The sequence below is a fragment of the Actinoplanes octamycinicus genome, from assembly GCF_014205225.1.
In the GTDB taxonomy this organism is placed as follows: Bacteria; Actinomycetota; Actinomycetes; order Mycobacteriales; family Micromonosporaceae; genus Actinoplanes; species Actinoplanes octamycinicus.
The window spans coordinates 7,253,068-7,276,969 of sequence record NZ_JACHNB010000001.1 but is presented as its reverse complement, the minus strand read 5'-3'; the positions used below and the strand labels follow the sequence as shown (position 1 = coordinate 7,276,969).

The following is a 23,902-nucleotide window of genomic DNA, read 5'->3' as shown; positions in this document are numbered from 1 at the left end:
CTGTGACGTGGCACAATCGGCCGGTGGTGACGACCGAACCAGGCAATCCCGCGCCGAAACGCCGGGCGGACGTGGCGCGCAACGAGCGCGCGCTGCTCGCCGCGGCGGCCGAGGTGTTCGCGACCTCCGGCGTGGACGCCCCGGTCCGCGAGGTCGCCGCGGCCGCCGGGGTGGGGATGGGCACGCTCTACCGGCACTTCCCGACCCGGGCCGACCTGATGGTCGCGGTCTACCGGCACCAGATCGACGCGTGCGCCGAGGCCGGACCGGCGCTGCTCGCGTCGGCGCCGTCACCGTTCGCCGCGCTGCTCGACTGGGTGCACCGGTTCGTCGACTTCCTCGCCACCAAGCACGGCGTGGCCAAGGTCTGGCAGGGCGACGCCGCCGGCTACACGGCGCTGCACCAGCTCTTCCTCGACCGCCTGGTCCCGGTGCTGTCCGACCTGCTCGACGCGGCCACCGAGTCCGGCGAGGTGGTCGCCGACATCCGCCCCTACGAGCTGATCCGCGCCGTCGGTGACCTGGTCGCCTGGACCGTCCAGGACCCCGACTACGACGTGCGCCGGATCGTCACCCTGCTGGTCACCGGGCTGCGGCAGGCTCAACCGGAGTGGACGCCGTCCCCACCGGACTGAGCCAGCGCGCCGTGCAGGAAGAGGTCGACGACCTGGGCGGCCGGCACCGGCTCCCGGTCCTCGGCCGGGGTGCGGGAGCCGACGCGCGACAGGCTCAGGAACGCCTCGGCCAGCGCCTCCGCGGGCAGCCGCAGCCGCGCCGCCTCCGGCTCCAGCAGCCGGGTGACCGCCTGCCGGACCTCCACCAGGTCGCTGATCACCCGGAGATCCTGCCGGCTCGGCAGTGACCCGTCCGGCACCTCGACCGTGCCGGTGATCACCTCCCGCTCGAAGGCGCCGAGGTCGGCCCGCACCCGCCGGTAGTAGTCGTCGAGGATGCCGAGCACCTCGACCAGACGCGCGACCAGCGGCTGCGCCACGGAGACCGATTCCAGTTCGCGTACGGCTCCGTCGACGTCCATCGCCGCCGCCACCCGCGCCGTGACGGCGGTGACGCAGGCCCGCAGCACCGCCTCCTTGTCGGCGAACACCGCCAGCAGCTCGGCCTCGTCGACCCGGGCGGCGCCGGCGATCCGCGCGGTGGTCAGCGTGTCGAACTCACCGAGAAGCGGAATCGCCGCCCGCACCACCGCCTCGCGAACGTCCTCCGCGCCGGTTCCCGCCATCAGGCCTCCCCACAGGTGCGCCTTCCCGCACTCTAGGCGGTCGGCGCTCGCCGGGTCAGCCGCAGCTCCCGGCGGCGTTCTGCCGATGATTCGCCTGGACGAGCTTGGGGTGTTCGCCCGGCCCGGGCTGCTCCGGAAGGGACTCCAGCCCGGTCTTGCTCAGCCGCCAGACGTGGTCCGACTCGGCGAACTCCAGGATCAGGTCGGCGTAGCCCAGCCACTGCTCCGGGGCCTTGGCGAAGGTCTCGCCGGGTGGGGGAGCGATGCGGAACGACTGCACCGTGCACGGCTGCATGTCGCCGAGCGAGCCCTCGGCCACCGCGCCGGAGGCCAGCGGGGCGAGGAGGCGCGCCTGGTGCATCGGCACCGGGGCGAGGTTCTGGACGTGCACGTCCAGCCCGGGCGGCAGGATGCTGCTGCGGTCCGGGCCGATCACCGCCCACAGCGCGACCTGGCTGCTGTAGACGCGTTCCTCGTGCTCCGTCTGGCTCTGCCAGGTCTGGACCGAGATGAGGAACGCGCCGAGCGACACCAGCAGCGCCGCCGCGCCCGCGACGGCGCCGACGACGGTGCCCCACGCCTGGCGGCGGGCCGCCGTGAGAGTGGCCTTCTCGTACTCGGTCAGTCCGGTCCGCTCCGGCCGGGGCGGCTCCGGGATGCGCGTCGGGCGGCGGCCCAGGGTGAGCCCGGCGGCGAGCAGCACCATGCCGGTCACCGTGGTCCGCACCCCGCATCGAGCCCGCTTCGCCAAGGCCACGGTCCTTCCGATCGAATCGGACTGATCAGTACGTCGGGCAGTTCTCGGCGTACGACTCCGCCGTGACCGACCTGACCGCCTGCAGGTTCGCGCCCGACTCGCGGACCCGGATCTGCTCCCAGCGATGGCTCTTGAGCTGCGCGATGTCGGCGTCCGAGAGTTCCCGCCGCAGGTCCGGATCCGGGCAGGTGAGGGCGGCCACCCGGAACGGGCCACCGCCGGCCCGGCCGAAGACCTGCGTGAAGGCCTCGCCGGCGACGGTGTAGGAGACCTCGACCCGGAAGGTGTAGGCGGCGGCGCCCGCGGTGGCGTCGATCCGCACGTACTGCTCGTCGGTGCCGGGCTGGACCGAGATCGTCTTCGCGCTGAAGTACTCGACGTCCGGCTCGCTGCCGTCGTAGGCGACCGGGATGTCCGCCCGCAGGTCGAAGTCGAGCACCTGGATCGGGTCGCCGCCCTCGTTGCCGTAGAGCACCAGCAGCCCGTCCGGCAGGCACTCCGTTCCGATGTCGACCAGCCGTACGTCGTTGATCGTGGCCACGCTGTCGCCGGCGTTGCGGATGCTCAGCTCGATGCCGTCGACGCCGACCGCGTACCCGTCCTCGGCCATCGCCCGCGCATACACGTCGCGCAGCTCCAGCGTCTTGGCGCCGTCGCCGAGGTCGCCGGTGAACGCCAGGTCGGGGTAGCGGGCGGCGGACGTGTCGGACAGGGCGATGTCCCACAGCTGGCCGCTCATCTCCCGGGTGACGGTGAACCGCAGGGCGTCCCCGGCCGACTCGGTCCTGGCGGGATTGCGTGGCGGCTTCCCGCCGCACTCGGGAGCCGCGGCCGGGGCGGCGGAATCGGCGGGCGGGGCGGACTCTTCCGGCGGGGCGGACTCGGCGGGCGGGGCGGAACCGGCGGGCGCGGCGGACTCGGCGGGCGGCGGTGCGGTTCCGGTGGCGGCCGGGCTGTCCCGGCATCCAGCGATCCCGATCGTCAGGACCATCACCGCCGCCGAACCGGCGATCCAGCTGCCTCGTGCCATCGCGACCCACTCCCGTCGGCTGGGGAGACCGTGCCGGTCAGCGTAGGGATCGGACAAGTCGGAATGAAGCCGCCGATGCGCTGACAGCGGGCGACCAGCGGAGGGGCGACCGTCCACCGTTCGGAGGCCGGATGTGATGGTGGTATTGATATGAGCGAATTCGGAGGTTGATCCGTACAGTTCGATTCCTGAGGCGCTCGGGGCGGCTGCCGTTCACCCCCCGGCGGCGTGCGGTCCCGTGGTTCGCCATTCATCCCCATGGAGGAACGATGCGGGTTCGCAGGATGGCCTATGCCGGGATCGGTGCGGTGCTCGCCGCCGCGCTGGCGGTCAGCGGGACGGCCTACGCCGACACGCCGACCCGGGCGGTGGCGGTGGCGCCGGTCGCGCCGGTCGCCGTCGCGCCGCCGGTGATCAGCGCGGAAGCGTCGATGGTGCACCTGCGGAAGCTGATGAGTTTCGCCCAGGCCAGCAACAACACCCGGGTGATCGGCAGCCCCGGGTTCACCTCGACGGTCAGCTACATCAAGCAGCAGCTGGACGCGCTCGGCTGGCAGACCACCGTGCAGAACTTCACCACCGGCGGCCGGTCCGCGGCCAACGTCGTCGCGGAATGGCCGTACGGCGACGCGACCCACGTGGTCATGGCGGGCGCGCACTCCGACTCGGTCGCGGCCGGGCCGGGGATCAACGACGACGGCTCCGGGGTGGCGGCGCTGCTGGCGAACGCGGCCGCGATCTCGCAGGCCGGGCTGCGGCCGCAGAAGCGGATCCGGTTCGGTTTCTGGGGCGCCGAGGAGCAGGGCGACGTCGGCTCCAGCTACTACGTCTCGCACCTGGCCAGCGGCGAGTCCAGGAAGATCGACGCCTACCTGAACTTCGACATGATCGGCAACAAGCCGGAGAACGGCCGGGCGGTGGGCTGGAGCCTCTACGTCGAGGGCCAGTCGAACGGGTTGAACGCGCCGTTCAAGACCTACTTCGCCGGTCAGGGCATCACCGTCAACCCGTCGCTGGACACCGACGACCGCTCCGACCACGCCGCCTTCAAGCGGGTCGGCGTGAAGGTCACCGGCGTCAGCTCGGTACGCAGCCTCAGCGCGCTCGGCGCGTGCTACCACCGCGCTTGCGACGACCTCACCGACGTGAGCACGTCCAGCATGGCCCTCGGCTCGAACGCCATCGCCGCCGCCGTCTGGTCCCTCGCCGGAACGTCCTGACCAGCGGATCGGGGTGCGGGTTGACCTCGGCCACCCACGGGCAACGAAGGGTGCGGCGATCGTCTTGGACGCGCCAGCGGCCAGATCGCCGGGCCCGGCCCGCGCTACTTAGCGATCCGTACCCCGGCGGATGCGCGTAAATGACGAATTTGAATGTGATGTGCGGGCTGTCGTTCGTTCCGTCCTCATCCGACCGTCATGGCGGCACACTCAGGGTCAGTGACGAGTGTCGATCGGAGGAGTGATGATCCTGCGGACAGCGGTGCTGGTGGCGGTGCTGGTGGCCGGTGGCACGGCCCAGCCCGCGGCGGCGGCGGATCAGGTGGCTGGTCATCCGGCGAGGGCGGGGTTCGATCTGCAGGCGCATCGGGGCGGGCTCGGGCTGACCACCGAGGAATCGCTGGAGGGCTTCGCGAAGGCGCTGCGGCTGGGCGTCAGCACCCTCGAACTGGACACTCACGTCACCAAGGACGAGAAGGTCGTGGTCAACCACGATCGGCAGGTCAGCGCGGTGAAGTGCCGCGACACCGCGCCGGTCACGCCCGGTGACACCCTCTTTCCGTACGTCGGGAAGTACCTGAAGGACCTCACGCTCGCCCAGCTCAAGACGCTGGACTGCGGGTATCGGCAGCTGCCCGGCTTCCCCGAGCAGGAGGTGGTCGCGGGCTTCCGGATGGTCGAGCTCAAGGACGTGTTCGCTCTGGTCAGGCGGTACCGGGCGAGCGGTGTCACGCTGAACATCGAGACCAAGGTGGAGGCCGGCGCGCCGGAGCAGACCCAGCCGCGGGAGCTCTTCGTCCGCCGCGTCTACCAGGAGATCCGCGCGTCCGGCCTGGAGCGGCAGGTCACCGTCCAGTCCTTCGACTGGGGCGCGCTGATGCTGATGCACCGGTTCGCGCCGCGGTGGCCGCTGGTGGCGCTGACCAACTACGACTCCCTGCAGGTCGGCAAGCCCGGGGCGTCGCCGTGGCTCGGTGGTCTGGACGCCGACGACTTCGGCGGCGACTTCGTCCGGGTGGCCGCGGCGGTTCCCGGGGTGCGGGCGCTGTCGCCGGTCTACGGCTTCCCGCAGAACGGCACGGTCGGTGACCCGGACTTCCGGTTCTACGTCAGCCCGGCGATGGTGCGGGACGCGCACGCCCGCGGCCTCGAAGTGATTCCGTGGACCTGCGACGACCCGGCCACCATCGGCGCGCTGATGGACATGGGGATCGACGGGATCATCACCGATTACCCGGACCGGGTGCGGCGGATCATGGCGGAGCGGGGGATGCGGCTGCCCCGCTCGTACGGGCCCCGGCCGCGGCGGTGACCGGGCGTGCCGGTCAGGGCACGACGACGAGGCGACGGCCGCGCAGACCGGTGCGCTGCCAGGCGGTCCCGATGTCGCTCAGCGGGACCTTGACCAGGTCGAAGGTCAGCTCGCCGGACTGTGCCCACGCGACCACCTGGCCATACACCTCCGGCATGGTCTCCGGGCCGAGCCCCCGGGCGGCGCCGTAGATCTCGACGCCGGAGGTGCGCAGGCTCTCCGCGGCCAGGGTGAGCCCGGCGCCGGCGGACTCGCCGATCTGGACCAGGCGGGTCGGTCTCGGGAACGCGAAGGTGCGCGGCACCAGCGCGCGCAGCAGCAGCTCGGTGGGGCGGCCCCAGAGGAAGTCCAGCACCACGTCGTAGCCGTCGCCCCTGGCGTCGAGGTAGGCCTGGGTCAGCTCCTCGTCCGGGACGGCCGTGTTGATCACCGCATCGGCCTTCACCTCGCGGAGCTGGTCGTCGTCGCGGCCGGTCGCGACGATCCGGCCGGCGCCGAGCAGCCGGGCCACCTTCACCGCGAGCCGCCCGGCGACCCCGGTGGCGCCCTGCACGAGCACCGTCTCGCCGGGCACGAGGCCGGCGGCGGTCCGGGCGGACATCGCGGTGATCGCGGTGCTCAGCACGGTCGCGGTGGCCGGGTCGATGCCGTCCGGGATCGGCGCCCAGGAGCCTCGGGGCACCACGGTCCGCTCGGCCAGCGCGCCATAGGGCAGCCGCGGGTTGCCGAAGCCGACCAGGGTGCCGTCCGGCAGCGTGCCGACGCCGTCGAAGGCGGGAATCGCCGGCAACTGTGCGGTGTACCGCCGGCTGGCGTAGTGGGTGCCGGCGGCGATGCGCTTGTCGACGGTCTCGACCGCGACCGCCTTCACCTCGATGATCACCTCGTCGTCGGCGGCCACCGGGTCCGGGAAGTCCTCGTAGTGGGGGATGCCGCCGATCTCGTGCAGCACCGCCGCCTTCATCACGACTCCCGGCCGAAGAGCGCGGCGATCCGGCGCTGCCAGGCCGGCAGGAACCAGGCGCGGCGGTCCGGCGCGTGACGCCGCCGGTGATGCGGCTGCGGCTGCGGCTCACGGTGGTGTCCGGCGGGGTGATCGACGTGGGCCGGAACGCCGGGAAGGCGGTGCGTGGCCCGGTGCAACAGGTTCATCTCCAACTCCCTCTCTATCACTGATAGAGGCACTCTAGCAGTGATAGAGTCGCGCCGGGAGGTACCGGAGTGGCACTGGATCGGCAGCGGATCGTCGCCGAGGCCGTCGCACTGCTCGATGCCGAGGGGCTCGACGGTGTGACGACGCGCAAACTGGCGGCCCGGCTGGGGGTGCAGTCGCCGACCCTCTACTGGCACGTGCCGAACAAGGCCGCCCTGGTCACCGCGATCGCCGACGCGATCCTCGACCAGGAGTTCGGCGAGATGGCGCCGCCCGGGCCGGACCAGCCCTGGCCGGACTGGCTGGCCGCGCTGGCCGGGCGGCTGCGCCGGGCGCTGCTCGCCCACCCGGACGGCGCCCGGGTGGTCTCCGCGGCCCAGCTCTCGGCGACCATGGCGGCGCTGTCCGAGCTGGCGATGAGCACGCTGGTGGCGCGCGGCGTCCCGCTGCGCCAGGCCCGGGTGATCGTGCTGACCGTCGAGCGGTTCACGGTCGGGCACGTCCTCGAGGAGCAGGCCCCGCGCCCGGACGCCGAGGCGCTGACCGGCTTCGACATGGCCACCTTCGGCGAGCGGCACCCGACCGTGGTCGCCGCCATCACCGAGTACTTCCGGCCCGGCCGCACCGTCGACGACCTGTTCCGCGACTGCCTGGAGGTGGTCATCGCGGGCGCCGCGGCCACCGCCGGGACAACCACCTGACCGGCCCGGCACCGGAGCGGGCGTCCGGGTGCCACGATGTTGACCATGACGGTCGACTTCACCGTGCGGCTGCGGTTCTCCGACGACTCGCGGGCCGCGGCGACGCACACCAACCTGTCCGCGGTCCGGCTCGACGGGCGGGTGCTCTGGATCGCCGGGGACGAGACCGCCACCGTCGAGCGGCTGCTGGCGGACTCGCCGGAGCGGCCGTCCGAGTTCGGCGACGAGGCCCGGTTCCGGCTCGGTGACCTGGTGCGGCTGCCCGGGGCGGACGCCGACGAGGAGGCCGACGTGGAGGGGCTGGCCCGGTCCGGGCACTTCCTGTGGGCGGTCGGCTCGCACAGCCTGCGGCGCAAACAGATCCGGGACCGGCACGACGGGCCGCGGGCCCTCCGGCGGCTCGCCCGGGTCGAGGGGCAGGACAACAGGCAGATTCTGGTACGGCTGCCGGTCGCCGACGTCGGGGGAGTGCCCACCCCGGTACGCGAGATGGTGGTCGACGGCGTCACCCATCGGGCCGCGGCGCTCAGCGGCCGGGACGACCTGCGCCGGCTGCTGCGCGACGACGAGCACCTGGCGCCGTTCCTGCCGATCCCGGGCAAGGACAACGGGCTGGACATCGAGGGGATCGCGGTCCACGGCGACCGGGTGTACCTGGGGCTGCGCGGGCCGGTGCTGCGCGGCTGGGCGTTCGTCCTGGAGCTGCGGCCGTACGTGACCGCGGACGACCCGGCGCGGCTGCGGCTGCACCGGTTCGAGGACGGGCGGCCGTACCGTAAACATGTCCTTGATCTGCACGGTCTGGGTGTCCGCGACCTCTGTCCGGACGGGGACGACCTGCTGGTGCTGGCCGGGCCGACGATGGCACTGGACGGGCCGGTGCGGGTGCACCGGTGGCACGGCGCGTGCCGCACCGAGATGCCGGCCGTGGTGCGCGGCGAGCTGATCACCCGGGAGCTGGAGCTGACCTTCGGCGAGGGGGACGATCACGCGGAGGGGCTGAGCATGTTCGGCGACGACCGGATCCTGGTCGTCTACGACAGCCCGGCGGCGGCCCGGCTGACCGCGGACGGGGCGGTCCTCGCCGACGTGCTGAAACTGCCCCGGCGGTGATCAGCGGTAGCGGTCGTGTCGCGGGTCCGGCTGCACGCGGTTGAGCCGGGCCAGGCGCAGGCCGATCAGCGCCACGGCGACGTAACCGGCGACCTGGACGAGGTAGCCGCCGGGCAGGAACCGCAGGATGCCGGGATCCTTGTTGATCAGCAGGCGGATCGCGCCCTGGGCGCCCATCGCCATCAGGATCAGGCCCACGACGAGCCATACGGCCTGACGCATCGTCGCCTCCTCGGGCCGTGCGGCTGACCTGCCGAGTCTAGGCCGCGTCCGGATCCTGGGCGCGGTGTTCGGCCGGGTTCACCTCCGCTGCCGCCGGACGTGATCGCCGGTGAGCGCGACGGCCAGGCTGATCGACCACAACGGGACCAGAATTCAGCCGAGGCCGCCGGCGCCCCCGGTAGGCCCACGAAGCTGGTCACCGTGACGTTTCCTACCTGTCCGCCAAGCTCGGCGGACTCCACCGGGTCGCGATCGCGTGGGCCTGGTGACCCGGTGAGGACCGTCAGGCGTACGGATCGAAGGTGATCCCGGCGGGTTTGGCGGCGTTCAGCAGGGACTCGAACGAGCCGTCCTTGATCTTGATGGTGGCCGAGCCGAAGTCGGCGGCCATCAGGCGGTCCCGCAGGGCGGCGGTGGGCCAGCCGCTCCAGTCGACCAGCGGCGGATAGCGCCAGTCGTGGTAGTGGTTCTCCGGCGGCTCGTCGTTGCTGTTGGCCAGCCGGAAGAAGTGCGTGGACAGGCCGTCCTTGTGGTAGACGACCTTCGGGTGGCTGCCGTCGAACCGCACCTGCGCGCGGGGGTAGGTGACCCGCGAGCTGTGCTGCGTGGTGGTGACGTAGTCGACCTGGTTCGCCGCCTGATTCACCCAGGAGATCACGTGCTCCCAGTCGTGGCGGTGCCCGCCCAGGCCGCTGCCCGGGAGTGCCTGGTCCTTCTCGAAGTAGCTGGCGTAGACGATCGCGCACCAGCCGTTGTTGCACTTCGAGCGGGCGTAGGTCTGCGAGTTGTCCAGGTCGGCGCGGTCGCGGCAGTTGCCGTTGACCGCGCCGGTGGTCTTCAGGCCGCCGTTGAGCGTGCCGTCCGGGCCGATCGCGGCGGTCGCGTAGCAGCCGTCGGTGTCGTAGTCGTAGGCGGGGGAGAAGGACTGCTCGTAGCCGCCGGCGTTCTGCGGCAGGTTGTGCGGCGGGTCGGCCAGGGCCGGGGAGGCCGAGACGGCGAGCAGGAGGAGGGTGAGGGCGGACGCGGTGCCGATCCGGGCGAGGGTGCGGTGGGCGCGCATGGGCCGTCGATCCTTCGTGTCGTCACGCGAGGTTGAGAGTGATCCTCACGTTTTCATCGAAGGCGGTCAATAGTCGGGCGATCGGTATCTGCGTCGCGGCGAGTGGATCGTGGTGGGTATCGTGACCGGGCCGGCCGCGGGACTCCGGTACGACTTCCGAAACCCGCCTCTGAAGCGATTCTTCGCCGTTCGTGCCCCTATTCCCCGGCCGGCCTCGACCAAGGAGGGGCATGGACCGGGCGGCGCGGCTGGCGTGCGAAGACGTGATCATGTTCGTCAACGCGGCGATCGCCTCGACGGCCCAGCGCGAGTTCCACTCCGGAGCGGGGCAGCAGCGCATGTCGCTGCGGTTCCTGCACGAGTACGTGCTGGGCAACTACCGCGACCTGTACGCCGCGACGCTCGCCCTGGACATCAACCACGCGAACGCCGCGATGATCGTCAGCAACCTGCTGCGCACCGCGCGGGAGGCCACCGGCGAGCAGCGCGTCGTGGAGGGCCGGCTGATCGGGGCCCGGCTCCGGTCGTTGCCGCCGCAGCGGGTCTACGGCCTCTTCGACGAGCTGCGCCGGCTCGGCGTCAACAATCGGCGCACCCGGGCCATCGTGCGCGACTGGGTGGCGGCCCGGCCGGACCCGGCGTTCGACGCGATCAAGTACCGGCGCGGGCTGTCCACCGCCGCCCGGCACGCGCATCTGACGCTGCCCGGCGAGGTCGGCACCGCGCTGTTCGACTGGCGCCGGGCCAAGCACTACGCGACGCCGATCCTGGAGACGTGGCGGCGCGCCCACTACGAGCAGCGGGCGCTCTACGAGCTGCCGTACACGGTCGCCGAGGGCCTGGCCGCCAAGCGCGGGCTCGACCGGGCCCGGTTCCTGTCCGGGATCGCGCCCCGGCTGACCGAGGGGGAGCGGCTGCGGCTGCAGGCCGGTGCGGCCCGGCACGAGGTGGCCGAGGTCGCCATGGACCTGGCCCGGGTGCCGCTGACCCGGCTCGCGGTCTACGCGCTGTCGCTGCCCCGCCCGGAGCGCGCCCGCCGCCGCGACGAGCTGACCGCGGCGCTGCGCTCGGCCGCCCGCCGGGCCGCGCGGCGGCAGGCCGGCACCTGGGGGCGGGTGGTCGCGGTCCTCGACGACAGCTACTCGGCGGCCGGGTCCGGAGTGAAGCGCCGCCGGCCGCTCGCCGTCGCGCTGGCCACCCACTACCTGCTGGAGGCGCTCGCCGCCGACTACACCGGGCTGTGGCTGCACCACCGCGGCGACCCGCTGCTGGTGCATCCGATCGGCGCGACCGGGCTGGGGGAGCGGATCCTCGACGGCCTGGAGCACCGGCCGGACCGGCTGGTGATCGTCTCGGACGGCTGGGACAACGACCCGCCCGGGCTGGCCGGCGAGGTGCTGCGGGTGTGGCGGACCCGGCTCGACCCGGCGCAGGCCACCAGCGTCGTGCATCTCAACCCGGTCTACGACGCGGGGACCTTCGACGTGCGCCGGCTGGGCCCGGGCGTCGCCACGGTCGGGTTGCGCGACGCCGAGGACGCGGCGGCCCTGGTCGAGCTGGGCCGGTTCGCCACCGGCGACGCCGGCTTCGACGAGCTGCGCGGGCATCTGGCCGCCCGGGTCGAGCGGTTCCTCGAGGAGGTGGCGGCGTGATCGACCTGGCCGGGCTGAGCACCGGGCCGGCCCAGCCGTGGGGCGCGATCCGGCTGGTCCCGCTGCTGCGGGCGGAGCCGATCGTGGACCTGCGGCTGCACGCGCGCCTCTACGGCAGCGAGGAGCTGTCGATCGTCGAGGTGCGGCCGCGGACCGCGTACGTCGCCTATGTCCCGCACGCCTTCGTGGCCACCTGGACCACCGACGCGTCGCCGGCCGCGGCCTACGGCACCCAGCTGCGTGAGCCGGCCGGCGGCGCGGAGCCGGAGGGCATCCGGCTGGCGTTCCGGCGGCGGATGGCACGCCGCGAGGACCGGCTGCGGCTACGGTTCCTGCCGCTGCACCTGGCCCTGGAGGGTTACCTGGCGCTGCACTTCGGCGGGCCGCCGATCGCCTGGCAGGAGTGGACGCGGCAGGCGGTCACCCGCGGGCTGTCGCCGCGGATCGAGACCAGCTACGCCGGGTCCGCGGTGTCCGGGCTCGACGACGCGTTGCGGATCTTCGAGATCCATCCGGATCAGTGCGGCATGCTTCTGTACGTCGGCGGCGACCTGGCGGCGGCGTTCGTGGTCCCGCACCCGGACGACTACCGCGCCCTGCATCCGACGCTGCTGCAGGACTTCTACGGCGAGCTGCTGTACCAGAACGCGTTCTGGTCGCCGGCGGTCGTCGAGGCGCCGGTGCGTCTCGACGACACCGGGATCGGCGACCTCGGTGAGCTGCGGGCGCGGGTCGCCCGGGCGCGCGCCGAGGGGGCGGCGGCCGGCCCGCTCCTCGACGGGCAGCGGCTCACGGTCAGCCGGGTGCAGCGGATGGGACGGTTCACGCTCTCCCGGTTCCGGCCGGCGTTCGACCCGGCCGCCGAGAACCACATCGGTGAGCTGATCACGGATCGGGGCGGGCGGGTGGCGTACCTCAAGACCTTCCGCCTGTCGGCGGCCCAGACCCGTCGCGGCCATCTGCTGTCCCGGCTGGCCGCCCACGACTGGCAGCTGGACGCGGCCGCGGCTGACCTGGGCACCAACCGGGAAGGGCTGGCGCTGCGGCTGGACAAGGCCGGCTTCGGGCATCTGCTGCGCCCGGACATCGTCGACGCCGCCCGGCACCGCGCCCGGACCGGTGGCTGAGGCCGTGCCGGCGGTTCAGTCGCCGGACAGGTCGCGGCTGATCGACCAGGCGGCCACCGGCAGGGCGGCGCCGGTCCAGCAGGCCAGCGCGAACAGGGCGCGCGGGTCGCCGGCCGAGGCCATCAGGAAGCTGCTGAACGGCAGCGGCGACTCCAGCCGGCCGATCAGGCCCTCGGCGAAGACCAGCCAGCCGAGGTAGCCGACCAGCAGCCAGAGCGGGCGGCGGACGATGGTCGCGTTCGCGACACCGAACACCGCGATCAATGGGGTGGCGGCCAGCGTGGTGAAGTACTGCTCGCTGCCCTCGCCGCTGCGCAGCACGGTGATGCCGCTGACCGCGACCAGCAGGACACCGATCAGGACCGCCACCACGCACTGCACGGCCAGCACGGTCAGCCGCTGCGGCCGGCCGAGGAAGACCAGCAGGGCGGTGCGGTGCTGGTAGTGCTGGGCGGTGACCATCACGGCGGTGCTGAACGTGCCGAGCGCGGCCAGCAACGACCAGAAGTCCTCGTCGAACCAGCCGGTGAGGGCCGCCAGCAAACCGAAGCCGGCCAGCGCGATCAGCGAGGCCGGCACGGTCAGGGTGCGGTACAGCTCGCTGCGCAGCACGGCGATCATGATTCCCCCGCCAGGCTCAGGAAGACGTCTTCGAGGTGGGGTGTCTCGGTGACCAGCTCGTAGACCGGCACCTGGACGTGCAGCGCGATGTCGCCGGCGTGCTCCGCGGTCAGCCCGGAGACGTAGAGCACCTGGCCGTCGGTGGTGACGGTGCCGCCGTACCGTTCGAAGGCCTGCCACAGCAGCTGCGGGTTGCCGCCGCGGACCCGCAGCCGGGTGCCGCCGATCAGCCCGGCGAGCGGGCCGGCGTGCAGGATCTCGCCGCGGCCGATCACCACCACGTCGTCGGCGACCTGCTCCAGCTCGCTCAGCAGGTGACTGGAGATCAGCACGGTGCCGCCCCGGGCGGCGTGCTCGCGCAGCAGTTCGCGCAGCCACGCCATGCCGGACGGGTCGAGGCCGTTGGCCGCCTCGTCGAGGATCAGCACGTCGGGCTCGCCGAGCAGCGCGGTCGCCACGGACAGCCGCTGCCGCATGCCGAGCGAGTAGTCGCCGGTCCGTTTCGCCGCCGCCCCGTCCAGCCCGACGAAGCTGAGCAGCTCCTTGACCCGGCTCCGCGAGGTGCCGCTGAGCAGCGCCTGGGTGACCAGGTGGGTGTACCCGGTCTGGCCGGGATGGGCCAGGCCCTGTTCGAGGACCGCGCCGACCTGCCGCAGCGGATGCCGCAGCTGGTGGTAGCGCTTGCCGTTGATCAGCGCGGCGCCGCTGGTGGCTCGGCTGAGCCCGAGCAGGATCCGCAGCGTGGTGCTCTTGCCGGAGCCGTTCAGCCCGACCAGCCCGGTGACCCGGCCGGGCGTGGCGGTGAACGACACGTCCCGGATCGCGGTCACCCGCCGGTAGCTCTTGGTCAGTGCCTTGGTCTCGATCATCAGCGCCGCCGGGCCTTGACGATCAGCACCACCGCGGTGACGCCGAGCGCGACCACCACGGCGGTGCACGGCAGCAGCAGCATCACGTGCCAGGCCTTGATCGCGTCCATGAGCAGGGACCGTAGCGATCACCTTGCCCGGCGACATCCGCCGAAAGTCAGAGTTTCCGCTCCTGTCATGATCCAAAAGGCGGAGCCCTGGCGGCCATCGATTAACGTGCATGCCGTGGCAGTGCGGACAGTGGGGACGGCCGAGGACTTCGTCGCTGAGCTGCGCCGGCTCCGGGTGCGTGCCGGTGACCCGTCGCTCCGGCAGCTCCAGCGGATCGCCGGAAAGCGGATCGCCGACGTGCCGGACGGGCACCGGCTGGACCCGCTCTCCCCAAGCACCACCTCGGAGGTGCTCGGCGGGAAGCGGTTGCCCCGGCTGCCACGCCTGGAGTTCGTCGAGTCGTATGTGGCGGCCTGCCTGATCGCGGACGGCCTGGACGAGCCGGCCATCGCCGCCGAGCTGGAGGTGTGGCGGCAGCTCTGGTGCGGCCTGGCGACGCCGGAACAGTCCGCGGAGCCGGTCCCCGAGCAGCCGCCTCGACCGCGCCACCGGCTGACCCTGCCGGTGGCGGCCGTCGTCATCTTCGCCGCCGGCGTCGCGGCGGGCTGGGCGATCCACCGGCCGGCCGGGCCCGCCGGGCCGGACGCCGAGGCGGCCGACACCTGCCTCGCTCCGGGAGCGGCGGCGCCGGCCGGTCAGGACGTCCTCCGGCTGCCTCCCGCCGGGCAGCAGGGCGGCTCCTGGTGGGTCAACAAGCCGGCCGTGGCCAGGCTCAGCGGCGACGGCCGCCGGTTCCGGGCCGACGTCACCTCGGGCGCCGCCCGCCCCGGCGACGTCATCATCGTCAAGAGCGACGTCGCGCTGGTGGCGGGCCGGTCCTACGCTCTCGCGTTCAGCGCCGCCGCCGATCGCGCCACCACGATCCGGGTCCGGGTGCAGGACAGCCGGCCGCCGGACTATCAGGCCTCCTACGACCGGGAGCTCTCCGTGGACCAGGGCGCCTGCCGGCACCTCTACCGGTTCGTCGCCCAGCACACCAGCGCCCACTCGGAGCTGACCTTCCAGGTCGGCGGCCGCCCGCACGACTTCCAGCTGCGCGTCGACGACCCGATCCTGGTGGAGACGCCGACCGGCCGGGTGTCCCCGTGACACCCGGCCGGTCGCGGGAAAGTGGTCAGGGGGTGTAGCAGATGTCCGTGCCCGAGATTCTGTTCTCGAACACCCTGGTGAACGGGGATCCGGTGCCCGGCATGTCGACGGTGGTCCGGATCCGGGCCACATAGGTGAGGGTCCGGTGGCAGTAGCCACCCGAGGAGTAGCCGAAGAACCGGCCTCGGGGACACCCGTTACCACCGCGCCACCCGCACACCTGGGTCCGGGTCGTCGAGTCGTCGTCCGGGTTGCTGGGGACAGTGTTCGTCGCATAGAGCGTGACGAGCTGCCTGATCCCGGCGCACGGCACCGGATCGCCGCCCGGGGGCTGACAGATGGATGCGCCGAGCGTCTGCACAGCCAGGTCCCCCTCGCTGTTCCAGAACACGTTGAAGTCCAGGCACTGGACCATCTGCCGGCTTCCCTCGGTGACGGCCACCTTGCACTTGTGGCCGCGCGCCGTGGCGCCGGCCGAAGTCTGGATCGCGAACACGGCCGCCGCCGCCGCGAGGAGGACGGCGATGGTTTGCGACACGCGACGGTGCACAGCTCTGGGTGACACGGGACTGCCTTCCTGGTCGGGGTCCTGCGATGACCGCCCCAAACCATCAGCCACGCTCGCGTCCGGCAACCGCGCCGAACGTATCCGCACTGTTCGGAACGTCCCCGATCACCTCGAACAGCGACGGATTGTCCGGCTCGTCGCCGGGTATGCCGCGATCATGTCGGTGATGCGCACCAAACCCGTCGAGGACGTCCTGGCACAGGCCGAGCAGGACGGCGAGCAGCGGCTGTCGCGGCGGCTCGGCCCGCTGGACCTGATGGGCTTCGGCATCGGGATCGTGATCGGCACCGGGATCTTCACGCTCACCGGGATCGAGGCGCGCGATCACGCCGGGCCCGCGGTCACTGTGGCGTTCCTGCTGGCCGGGGTGGTGAGCCTGCTGGCCGCGCTCTGCTACGCCGAGCTGGCCTCCAGCGTGCCGACCGCGGGCAGCGCCTACACCTACGCGTACGCGACGCTCGGCGAGATCTTCGCCTGGATCATCGGGTGGGACCTGGTGCTGGAGTTCGCCCTGGGCGCCGCCGTGGTGGCCCGCGGCTGGTCCGGCTACCTCGCCGAGCTGCTCGACCTGCCGGGCACGATCTTCGGCGAGGGCAGCGTCGTCAACGTCGGCGCCATCGTGATCACGCTGGTGCTCGGGGCGGTCGCGGCGGCCGGCATCCGGCAGTCGTCCCGGGTCACCAACGTGCTGGTGGTCGTGAAGATCGCGGTCTGCGTGTTCGTCGTGGTGGCCGGGTTGTTCTTCGTCAAGGCGGCCAACCTCTCCCCGTTCGTGCCGGCCGCCGAGCCGCCCGCCGCCGACGAGTCCGGGCTGGCCCGGCCGCTGACCCAGGTGCTGTTCGGGCTGGCGCCCTCGACGTACGGGATGGCCGGCGTGCTGACCGCCGCGGCGGTGGTGTTCTTCGCCTACACCGGCTTCGAGGCGGTGGCGAACCTCGGCGAGGAGACCCGCCGTCCGCGCCGTGACCTGCCGCTCGGGCTGTTCGGCACGCTCGGCGTCTCCGCGCTGCTCTACATCGCCGTGTCGTTCGTGCTGGTCGGCATGGTCGACTACCGGCAGATCGACCCGGGCGCGCCGATCGCCTCGGCGTTCTCCGCGGTCGGCGCCGGCTGGGCGTCCACGCTGGTGTCGATCGCCGCGGTGGCCGGGCTGACCAGCGTGATCCTGGTGGACATCGTGGCGATCGGGCGGATCGGGTTCGCCATGTCCCGGGACGGCCTGCTGCCGCCGGCGGTCGGCGCGGTGCACCCGCGGTGGGGCACGCCGTACCGGACGACGATCGGGGTCACCCTCGGGGTGGCCGCGCTGGCCGGTTTCGTGCCGCTGTCGTCGCTGGCCAACCTGGTCAGCATCGGCACGCTGTTCGCGTTCGTCGTCGTCTCGATCGCGGTGCCGGTGCTGCGGCGCACCCGCCCGGGGCTGAACCGCGCGTTCCGGGTGCCGCTGTCGCCGGTGGTCCCGGTGCTGTCGGCGCTGGCCTGCCTCTACCTGATGACCAACCTGTCGGTGGAGACCTGGCTGCGCTTCCTCGTCTGGATGGCCGTCGGCCTGGGTGTCTATCTGGTCTACGGCCGCCGGCGCGCCGCGCTGTCCGAGGGTGCTCCTGCTCGGCCGTCGGCTGCCCGGCGTACCGGAGACCGGTCCTGATCTCGATCGGTGTGACCGGGATCCCGGGCGGATCCGGCGGCCGGCGGGATAAGAGTGGAGGTGACCTCCGGAGAAAGGATGTATCCGATGGCCAGGACGTGGTTCATCACCGGCACCTCCCGCGGCTTCGGCCGGGAGTGGGCGGAGGCCGCCCTCGACCGTGGCGACCGGGTCGCCGCGACCGCCCGGAACGTGTCCTCGCTCGACGACCTCGCGGCGAAGTACGGCGACCGGCTCCTGCCGCTCGCCCTGGACGTGACCGACCGGGAGGCGGCGCTGGCCGCGCTGGAGCGGGCCTATCAGCACTTCGGGCGCCTCGACGTGGTGGTCAACAACGCCGGTTACGGGCAGTTCGGCATGATCGAGGAGATCAGCGAGCGGGAGGCCCGGGACCAGTTCGAGACCAACGTCTTCGGGGCGCTGTGGGTCACCCAGGGGGCGCTGCCCTACCTGCGGGAGAGCGGCGGCGGCAACATCATCCAGGTGTCGTCGATCGGTGGCGTCTCGGCGTTTCCGAACATCGGGATCTACAACGCCTCCAAATGGGCGCTCGAAGGGTTCAGTCAGGCGCTCGCGCAGGAGGTGGCCGCGTTCGGGATCAAGGTGACGCTGGTCGAGCCGGGCGCCTTCGGCACCGACTGGGGCGGTTCGTCGGCTCGGCACGCGACGGCCAAACCGGTGTACGACGCGGTGCGGGTGCAGGCCGCGGAGGCGCGCAAGGGCCGGGCGTCGAACCCGGGTGACCCGGCCGCGACCCGGTCGGCGATCCTGAAGGTGGTCGACGCCGACAACCCGCCACTGCGGATCTTCTTCGGGTCGGCGCCGCTGGGCATCGCCACCGCCGACTACGAGTCCCGGCTCGCCGAGTGGCAGCGGTGGCAGCCGGTGGCGATCGAGGCACAGGGAGCTTAGCGGCCGAGGCCGCAGTGGATCGGGTGCCGGCCCGGCGGAGCGCGGCCCGCGGGGCCGGCCCGGCACTTCCCATCTGCTTGATCTTCTGATGGAATCTTCGACGATCTATTTCATTCCGTGCTTCCCCCGAAACAGCGCGGGCTGATCGAAGGAGTTTCCGTGAGCGCGGGATCCCACGGCTCCACCGTGCGCCGGCGTCTCCTTCCGCGCCTGCGTGACGTGCGGATCCGCGCCAAACTGGCCGGTCTCATGGTGATCCCGCTGACCGCGGTGCTGGCGCTGGGCACCGCCCGGCTGATCGACGTCAGCGGCACGGCCTCCGATTCGGACCGGATCGCGCAGCTCACCCGGCTCGGCACCGAGCTGGCCGCGTTGAACCGGCTGGTGCACTCCGAGCGGCTGGCCGCGGTGGCCTACCTGGTCGAGCAGAGCACCGGCCAGGCCGACTACCAGATGCGGGTCGGGCAGACCGACGCGCGGATCGCGGTGTTCCGCACGGCGCGGGCCGGCACCGACGACATCCCGAGCCGGGTGCGGGACAAGCTGTCGGTGATCGACGAGCAGCTCGGCAAGCTCACCGACCTGCGCGAGGACGTCGAGGGCAAGGCCGACTTCAGCGTGGCCAGCGCGGTGCTGCGCTACGGCGACGTGCTCGCCGGGATCGCCGGTTTCGAGGAGTCGGTCGGTCAGGTCGCCGAGCCGGGGCCGGTTGCCGACGCGCTGCGGGCGCTGGGCGCGTTCAGCCGGATCGGGACGGCCATCGCCCAGCAGGAGGCGATCGCCTACTCGGTGCGGATCACCGGTGAGCTGACCGCGGTGCGCGAGCAGCAGCTGATCGCCGCGCAGGCGACCCGGGACGCGGCCTTCGCCAGCTTCCGGACGCTGGCCGCGCGCGACCAGGTCGGCCTGGTCGAGGCGATCCTCGCGGATGCCCGGATGGGCGCCGCCGACGGGCTGAACACCCGGCTGGTCGGTCCGGGCGCGGCCAAGATGGACGAGCTGCTCAAGGCCTACGACGGTGTGCTCGCGCTGCTGCGTACCGCCGAGCAGCAGCTGCAGGACCGGGCGCTCGCGGTCGCCGAGGACGACAGCGCCGGCGCCGCCTGGCGGCTGCGGATCGAGGGCCTGCTGGTGCTGCTGGTGCTGGCCATCGGGGTCGCGCTGGCGATCCTGCTGGCCCGCAACCTGAACTCCGCGGCGCACCGGCTGCGCGACGGCGCGCTCACCGTGGCCAACCGGGAGCTGCCGGACGCGGTGCACCGGCTCAAGGACGCCAGCGACCTGGACAACGGCGGCGTCGACCGGGTGGTCGCGGAGATCCGCAACCCGATCCGGCTGACCGGCCAGGACGAGTTCGGGCAGGTGGCCAAGGCGTTCGAGGTGGTGCACCGGGAAGCCGTCCGGGTGGCCGCCGAGCAGGCCGCCTGGCGCACCAGCGTGTCGACGATGTTCGTCAGCCTGGCCCGGCGCAGCCAGCGGCTGGTCGACAAGATGATCCGCGAGCTGGACCAGATCGAGGGCGGCGAGCAGGACCCGCAGCGGCTGGCCCGGCTCTTCGACCTGGACCACCTGGCCACCCGGATGCGCCGCAACGACGAGAACCTGCTGGTGCTGGCCGGCGCCGAGCCGGGGGCGCCGCGCCGCGAGGACGCCTCGCTGCTCGACGTGCTGCGGGCCGCCCAGTCCGAGGTGGAGCAGTACAACCGGGTCGACTTCGGGGTGGTCGACCGGGACGTCGGGATCGCCGCCGCCGCGGTCGGCGAGGTGGTCCGGCTGATCGCCGAGCTGCTCGACAACGGCACCCGGTTCTCCCCGCCACGCACCCAGGTGGTGGCTCACGGGCAGCGGGTCGACAGCCAGGTGGTGATCCAGATCGAGGACCGTGGCCTGGGCATCTCCGAGGAGCAGCGCAAGGCGATCAACAAGCGGCTGGCCGAGCCGGCCGAGGTGGACGTCACCGCGTTCCGGCTGATGGGTTTCGCGGTGGTGGCCCGGCTGGCGGCCCGGCGCGGCATCCGGGTCCGGCTGATCCCCAGCCCGATGGGCGGGACGGTCGCCGAGGTGATGCTGCCGGCCGAGATCCTGGTGAAGCTGGCGCAGCCGGCTCCGGTCGCGCCGCCGGCCCCGCCGATGGAACCGGTCCGGCGCGGCGGGCGGACCGCCACGCCGATCAAGATGGAGATGCAGGTGGCCTGGTTCGACACCGCGGCCGCGACGGGCCCGGCCGTGCCGCGCGGCCTGCCGACCGCGGGGTACGCGCCGGCCCCGGCGCAGCCGATCGCGGCGCCGCCGGCCGTCCCCAAACCCCGGCCGTCCGCGGAGGACCGCTGGCGGATGCGGGCCGACGACGGCTGGCAGCGGGCCTCCGCGGCGGCCGCCCCGGTCGCTGCCGGCACCACGGCCACCGGGCTGCCGCGGCGCACCCCGCAGGCCCAGCTGGTGCCGGGTGCGGTGCCCGCCCCGACGGCCACGTTCCGCCGCGACCCCGAGGCGATGCGGAGCCTGTCCACCTTCACCAACGCGGTGCAACGAGGCCGGCTGACCACTGCCGCCCATCCCGGTGACAAGGAGAACGAGCGGTGACCACAGTCCCCACCATGCAGGACCTGAGCTGGCTGCTCGACGACTTCGCGGAGGGCACCTCGGGCGTCGCGCACGTCGTGGTGGTCTCCGCCGACGGCATGCTGCTGGCCGCCTCCAAGGACCTGCCCGGCGAGCCGGCCGGCCAGCTGTCCGCCATCGTCAGCGGCGTGGTCAGCCTGACCACCGGCGCGGCGGCGCTGATCACCGGCGGCGTGGTGAAGCAGACCATCATCCAGATGCAGAGCGGCTACCTGTTCCTGATGTCGATCAGCAACGGCTCGTCGATGACCGTGCTCGCCTCCAACGACTGCGACCTCGGCCAGGTCGGCTACGAGATGGCCCTGCTGGTGGAGCGGATCGGCGAATACCTGTCCCCGGCCCCGCGCCCGGCCGGCACCTGAGCCCTCGCCGCCGGACCGCTGCGGGTCGTTCTCCGACGATTCTTTCGGTACGACCGGGAGCCCCGTGCCGGTCGGCCCGCCAGGATCGTGCGCTGCGCCAGGCCGCGACGCGGGCCGCGGCCCGGCTGGTGGTCCCGCTGCGACCGCAGGCCGCGTCGCGGCCCGGGCGGGCCGCGGCCGTGGCGTGCCGATCGGCACGGGGCTCCCGGTCGTACAAGAAAATGGTTGTGGCTGTGTAGCGTCAAGCGGTCCGCGAGGAGAGGATCGCCGCATGTCAGGACCGTTCACCGTCCGGGTCGCCACGCACCAGGACCGGGACGAGATCTTCCGGTTGCGGCATGAGGTGTACGCGGTCGAGCTGCGGCAGTACCCGATCGATCCGCGCGGGCGCCTGGACGAGCCGGCCGACAGCGGGAACGTGCACCTGCTGGTGCTGGCCGGGGACGAGCTGGCCGGGTTCGTGAGCCTGACGCCGCCGTCGGCGCCGCGGTACTTCGTCGAGCGGTACCTGAACGAGGCGGCCGCGCGGCGGGTGCGGGCCGATTCGCCGTACGAGATCCGGGCCCTGACCGTGCGCGCGAAGCACCGCCGTGGCCCGGTGGCGGCCCTGCTGATGTACGCGGTCCTGCGCTGGGTCGTCGCGCGTGGCGGGCGGAGCGTGATCGCGATGGGCCGGGCCGAGACCCAGGACATGTACGCCCGGCTGGGCCTGCGGCGGACCGGCGTGGAGTTCACCGCGGGCGCGCAGCGCTACGGGCTGATGCGCGGTGACGTGGCCGCCGGGCGGGTCGTCGTCGCGCAGCGGTACCGGCGGCTGCTGCCCCGGCTCGGCGCACTGGTGCGGTGGGAGCTGGACGTGCCGTTCGACGCGTCGCCGGAGCACTGCGCGCACGGCGGCCGGTCCTTCGACGCGATCGGGACCAGCTTCGACCGGCTGGACCGGCGGGACCGCATCGTCACCGCGGACGTGCTGGACGCGTGGTTCCCGCCCGCGCCCGGCGTGCTGGCCGCACTGACCGCGGACCCGGCCTGGCTGGCGCGGACCTCGCCGCCGGCCCAGGCGGACGGGCTGATCACCGAGATCGCCAAGGCCCGCGGCGTGGACCGGGACGCGATCGTGGTCGGGGCCGGCTCGTCCGACCTGATCTACCGGGGCCTGCCCCGGCTGATCGGCGCGGGCTCCCGGGTGCTGCTCATGCAGCCGACCTACGGCGAGTACCCGCACCTGGTCGGGAAGCTCGGCGCCCGCGCGGACGTGCTGCGGCTGCGCCCGGAGACCGGGTGGCGGCTCGACCTGGACGAGCTGGAGCGGGCGCTGCAGCGTGGGTACGACCTGGTGGTGCTGGTCAACCCGGGCAACCCGACCGGCCGGCACGTCGACGCCGACGCGCTGTGGCGGGTGCTGCGGACCGCGCCGGCGAGCACCACGATCTGGGTGGACGAGGCGTACGTCGACTATGCCGGCCCGGCACAGACGCTGGAGCCGCGGGTGGCCCTGGCCGGCAACCTGATCGTCTGCAAGACCATGTCCAAGGCCTACGCCCTCTCCGGCCTGCGGGTCGGCTACCTGGTCGCGTCCGGGCCGCTCGCCGCCGACCTGCGCCGCTGGTCGCCGCCCTGGCCGGTGGCGCTGCCCGCGCAGCTCGCCGGGATCCGGGCGCTGCAGGACCCCGGGCACTACCAGCGGTGCTGGCAGCGCACCGGGGACCTGCGGCGGACTCTCGCCGACGGGCTGCGCTCGGCGGCGGACGTCGAGGTGGTCGAGTCGGAGGCGAACTTCGTGCTGGTCCGGCTGGCCCGCGAGGGGATGGCCGCCGAGGTGCGCGGCCGGTGCGAGGAGCACGGGGTGTTCGTCCGGGACGTGTCCCCGCTCTCGCCGGACTTCCGCGACCGCTACGTGCGGGTCGCCGTCAAGGACGTCACGGAGATCCGCCGGATCGTGGCGGCCGTCAGCGGAAGCTGAAGACCGGCACCAGGCCGGGAAGCCGGCCGGCCAGGGCAGCGAAGTTGCCGCACCGCCTCGATCACGTACGCTGCGGCGATGAGCATCGGCAAGGGCGACATCGCACCCGACTTCGAACTGCCCGACCAGGACGGCACGCCGCGGCGGCTGACCGACCTGCTCGCCAACGGTCCCGTGGTCCTGTTCTTCTACCCCGGGGCGATGACCAAGGGCTGCACCGCGGAGGCCTGCCACTTCCGCGACCTGGCCGCCGAGTACCGCGAGGCCGGGGTGCAGCGGGTCGGGATCAGCCGGGACCCGGTCGAGAAGCAGAAGCTCTTCGCCGAGACCTACACCTTCGACTACCCGCTGCTGTCCGACCCGGAGTCGGCGACGATCGCGGCGTACGGGGTGAAGCGCAAGCTCAACCTGGGCCCGCTGAGCACCAAGCGGATGACCTTCGTGATCGGCACCGACCGGACGATCCTCGACGTGATCCACAGCGAGCTGGACATGAACCAGCACGCGGCGCAGGCGCTCAGCGTGGCGGCCGCGGCCAAGGCCTGATCCG

Annotated in this window: 24 protein-coding genes; 14 read left to right on the top strand and 10 right to left on the bottom strand. The window is 72.8% G+C overall.

The annotated features are described in order from the left end of the window. Window positions 1–26: 26 nt before the first annotated feature. Window positions 27–635: a TetR/AcrR family transcriptional regulator gene (locus BJY16_RS32640; protein WP_185043404.1), complete on the top strand. Its 609-nt coding sequence runs from the start codon at window positions 27–29 to the stop codon at window positions 633–635. Here the strand turns inward: BJY16_RS32640 and BJY16_RS32635 are convergent. Genes BJY16_RS32635 through BJY16_RS32625 form a run of 3 tightly spaced genes read right to left on the bottom strand, consistent with a single transcriptional unit; the run spans window position 602 to window position 3,027 of the window. Next, window positions 602–1,240 carry a TetR/AcrR family transcriptional regulator gene (locus tag BJY16_RS32635; RefSeq protein WP_185043403.1) on the bottom strand — a complete coding sequence of 213 codons (639 nt, stop codon included), beginning with the start codon at window positions 1,238–1,240 and terminating at the stop codon, window positions 602–604. The two genes, BJY16_RS32640 and BJY16_RS32635, sit on opposite strands and share 34 nt — an antisense overlap. 55 nt (window positions 1,241–1,295) lie before the next feature. Beyond that, window positions 1,296–1,991 carry a hypothetical protein gene (locus BJY16_RS32630; RefSeq protein WP_185043402.1) on the bottom strand — a complete coding sequence of 232 codons (696 nt, stop codon included), beginning with the start codon at window positions 1,989–1,991 and terminating at the stop codon, window positions 1,296–1,298. A gap of 31 nt (window positions 1,992–2,022) precedes the next feature. After that, window positions 2,023–3,027: a hypothetical protein gene (locus BJY16_RS32625; RefSeq protein WP_185043401.1), complete on the bottom strand. Its 1,005-nt coding sequence runs from the start codon at window positions 3,025–3,027 to the stop codon at window positions 2,023–2,025. Between the two features lie 269 nt (window positions 3,028–3,296). Between BJY16_RS32625 and BJY16_RS32620 the strand changes: the two genes are divergently transcribed. Beyond that, complete coding sequence (locus tag BJY16_RS32620; protein ID WP_185043400.1) at window positions 3,297–4,247, top strand: M20/M25/M40 family metallo-hydrolase; 951 nt, start codon at window positions 3,297–3,299, stop codon at window positions 4,245–4,247. A 244-nt stretch (window positions 4,248–4,491) separates the two neighbouring features. After that, the gene (locus tag BJY16_RS32615) at window positions 4,492–5,559 is read left to right on the top strand and encodes a glycerophosphodiester phosphodiesterase family protein (RefSeq protein ID WP_185043399.1); all 1,068 of its coding nucleotides are present in this window, start codon (window positions 4,492–4,494) and stop codon (window positions 5,557–5,559) included. Window positions 5,560–5,572: 13 nt separating this feature from the next. Here the strand turns inward: BJY16_RS32615 and BJY16_RS32610 are convergent, their stop codons facing one another. Further along, window positions 5,573–6,523, bottom strand: coding sequence for a quinone oxidoreductase family protein (locus BJY16_RS32610; protein ID WP_185043398.1), 951 nt, complete (start codon window positions 6,521–6,523; stop codon window positions 5,573–5,575). Next, window positions 6,523–6,711: a hypothetical protein gene (locus BJY16_RS32605; protein ID WP_185043397.1), complete on the bottom strand. Its 189-nt coding sequence runs from the start codon at window positions 6,709–6,711 to the stop codon at window positions 6,523–6,525. Before BJY16_RS32605 ends, BJY16_RS32610 begins: the two co-directional genes overlap by 1 nt. A gap of 69 nt (window positions 6,712–6,780) precedes the next feature. Between BJY16_RS32605 and BJY16_RS32600 the strand changes: the two genes are divergently transcribed. After that, window positions 6,781–7,413, top strand: coding sequence for a TetR/AcrR family transcriptional regulator C-terminal domain-containing protein (locus tag BJY16_RS32600; RefSeq protein ID WP_185043396.1), 633 nt, complete (start codon window positions 6,781–6,783; stop codon window positions 7,411–7,413). A 45-nt stretch (window positions 7,414–7,458) separates the two neighbouring features. Further along, the gene (locus tag BJY16_RS32595) at window positions 7,459–8,526 is read left to right on the top strand and encodes a DUF3616 domain-containing protein (RefSeq protein ID WP_185043395.1); all 1,068 of its coding nucleotides are present in this window, start codon (window positions 7,459–7,461) and stop codon (window positions 8,524–8,526) included. On the opposite strand, the gene BJY16_RS32590 is transcribed toward BJY16_RS32595, so the two are convergent. After that, entirely contained in the window at window positions 8,527–8,748 is a 222-nt protein-coding gene (locus BJY16_RS32590; protein ID WP_185043394.1) for a hypothetical protein, read from the bottom strand. A gap of 283 nt (window positions 8,749–9,031) precedes the next feature. After that, window positions 9,032–9,808, bottom strand: coding sequence for an NPP1 family protein (locus BJY16_RS32585; protein WP_185043393.1), 777 nt, complete (start codon window positions 9,806–9,808; stop codon window positions 9,032–9,034). A gap of 230 nt (window positions 9,809–10,038) precedes the next feature. On the opposite strand from BJY16_RS32585, the gene BJY16_RS32580 reads away from it, so the two are divergent. Together BJY16_RS32580 and BJY16_RS32575 are read left to right on the top strand one after the other, a co-directional pair. After that, the gene (locus BJY16_RS32580; protein ID WP_185043392.1) at window positions 10,039–11,460 is read left to right on the top strand and encodes a hypothetical protein; all 1,422 of its coding nucleotides are present in this window, start codon (window positions 10,039–10,041) and stop codon (window positions 11,458–11,460) included. Beyond that, entirely contained in the window at window positions 11,457–12,587 is a 1,131-nt protein-coding gene (locus BJY16_RS32575) for an ARPP-2 domain-containing protein (RefSeq protein ID WP_185043391.1), read from the top strand. Before BJY16_RS32580 ends, BJY16_RS32575 begins: the two co-directional genes overlap by 4 nt. Before the next feature lie 15 nt (window positions 12,588–12,602). On the opposite strand, the gene BJY16_RS32570 is transcribed toward BJY16_RS32575, so the two are convergent. Both BJY16_RS32570 and BJY16_RS32565 read right to left on the bottom strand, forming a co-directional pair. Continuing rightward, a complete protein-coding gene (locus tag BJY16_RS32570; protein ID WP_185043390.1) occupies window positions 12,603–13,208 on the bottom strand; it encodes a hypothetical protein in 606 nt (201 codons plus the stop codon). Then, a complete protein-coding gene (locus tag BJY16_RS32565; protein ID WP_185043389.1) occupies window positions 13,205–14,077 on the bottom strand; it encodes an ABC transporter ATP-binding protein in 873 nt (290 codons plus the stop codon). Before BJY16_RS32565 ends, BJY16_RS32570 begins: the two co-directional genes overlap by 4 nt. A gap of 225 nt (window positions 14,078–14,302) precedes the next feature. Here BJY16_RS32565 and BJY16_RS32560 point away from each other — a divergent pair, with 225 nt between their 5' ends. After that, window positions 14,303–15,277: a hypothetical protein gene (locus tag BJY16_RS32560; protein ID WP_185043388.1), complete on the top strand. Its 975-nt coding sequence runs from the start codon at window positions 14,303–14,305 to the stop codon at window positions 15,275–15,277. 25 nt (window positions 15,278–15,302) lie between these two features. Here the strand turns inward: BJY16_RS32560 and BJY16_RS32555 are convergent, their stop codons facing one another. Next, window positions 15,303–15,911, bottom strand: coding sequence for a hypothetical protein (locus tag BJY16_RS32555; protein ID WP_185043387.1), 609 nt, complete (start codon window positions 15,909–15,911; stop codon window positions 15,303–15,305). Between the two features lie 100 nt (window positions 15,912–16,011). On the opposite strand from BJY16_RS32555, the gene BJY16_RS32550 reads away from it, so the two are divergent. The 6 genes from BJY16_RS32550 (at window position 16,012) to BJY16_RS32525 (ending at window position 23,898) form a co-directional block, all read left to right on the top strand. Further along, a complete protein-coding gene (locus BJY16_RS32550) occupies window positions 16,012–17,493 on the top strand; it encodes an amino acid permease (RefSeq protein WP_239177833.1) in 1,482 nt (493 codons plus the stop codon). An 87-nt stretch (window positions 17,494–17,580) separates the two neighbouring features. Next, window positions 17,581–18,405 carry an SDR family oxidoreductase gene (locus BJY16_RS32545; RefSeq protein ID WP_185043385.1) on the top strand — a complete coding sequence of 275 codons (825 nt, stop codon included), beginning with the start codon at window positions 17,581–17,583 and terminating at the stop codon, window positions 18,403–18,405. A gap of 159 nt (window positions 18,406–18,564) precedes the next feature. Continuing rightward, complete coding sequence (locus tag BJY16_RS32540) at window positions 18,565–20,988, top strand: sensor histidine kinase (RefSeq protein WP_311775339.1); 2,424 nt, start codon at window positions 18,565–18,567, stop codon at window positions 20,986–20,988. A gap of 14 nt (window positions 20,989–21,002) precedes the next feature. Beyond that, window positions 21,003–21,389 carry a roadblock/LC7 domain-containing protein gene (locus BJY16_RS32535; RefSeq protein ID WP_185046778.1) on the top strand — a complete coding sequence of 129 codons (387 nt, stop codon included), beginning with the start codon at window positions 21,003–21,005 and terminating at the stop codon, window positions 21,387–21,389. Window positions 21,390–21,660: 271 nt separating this feature from the next. Beyond that, window positions 21,661–23,352 carry a histidinol-phosphate aminotransferase family protein gene (locus BJY16_RS32530; RefSeq protein WP_185043384.1) on the top strand — a complete coding sequence of 564 codons (1,692 nt, stop codon included), beginning with the start codon at window positions 21,661–21,663 and terminating at the stop codon, window positions 23,350–23,352. Between the two features lie 78 nt (window positions 23,353–23,430). Then, window positions 23,431–23,898: a peroxiredoxin gene (locus BJY16_RS32525; protein WP_185043383.1), complete on the top strand. Its 468-nt coding sequence runs from the start codon at window positions 23,431–23,433 to the stop codon at window positions 23,896–23,898. Window positions 23,899–23,902: the final 4 nt, after the last annotated feature.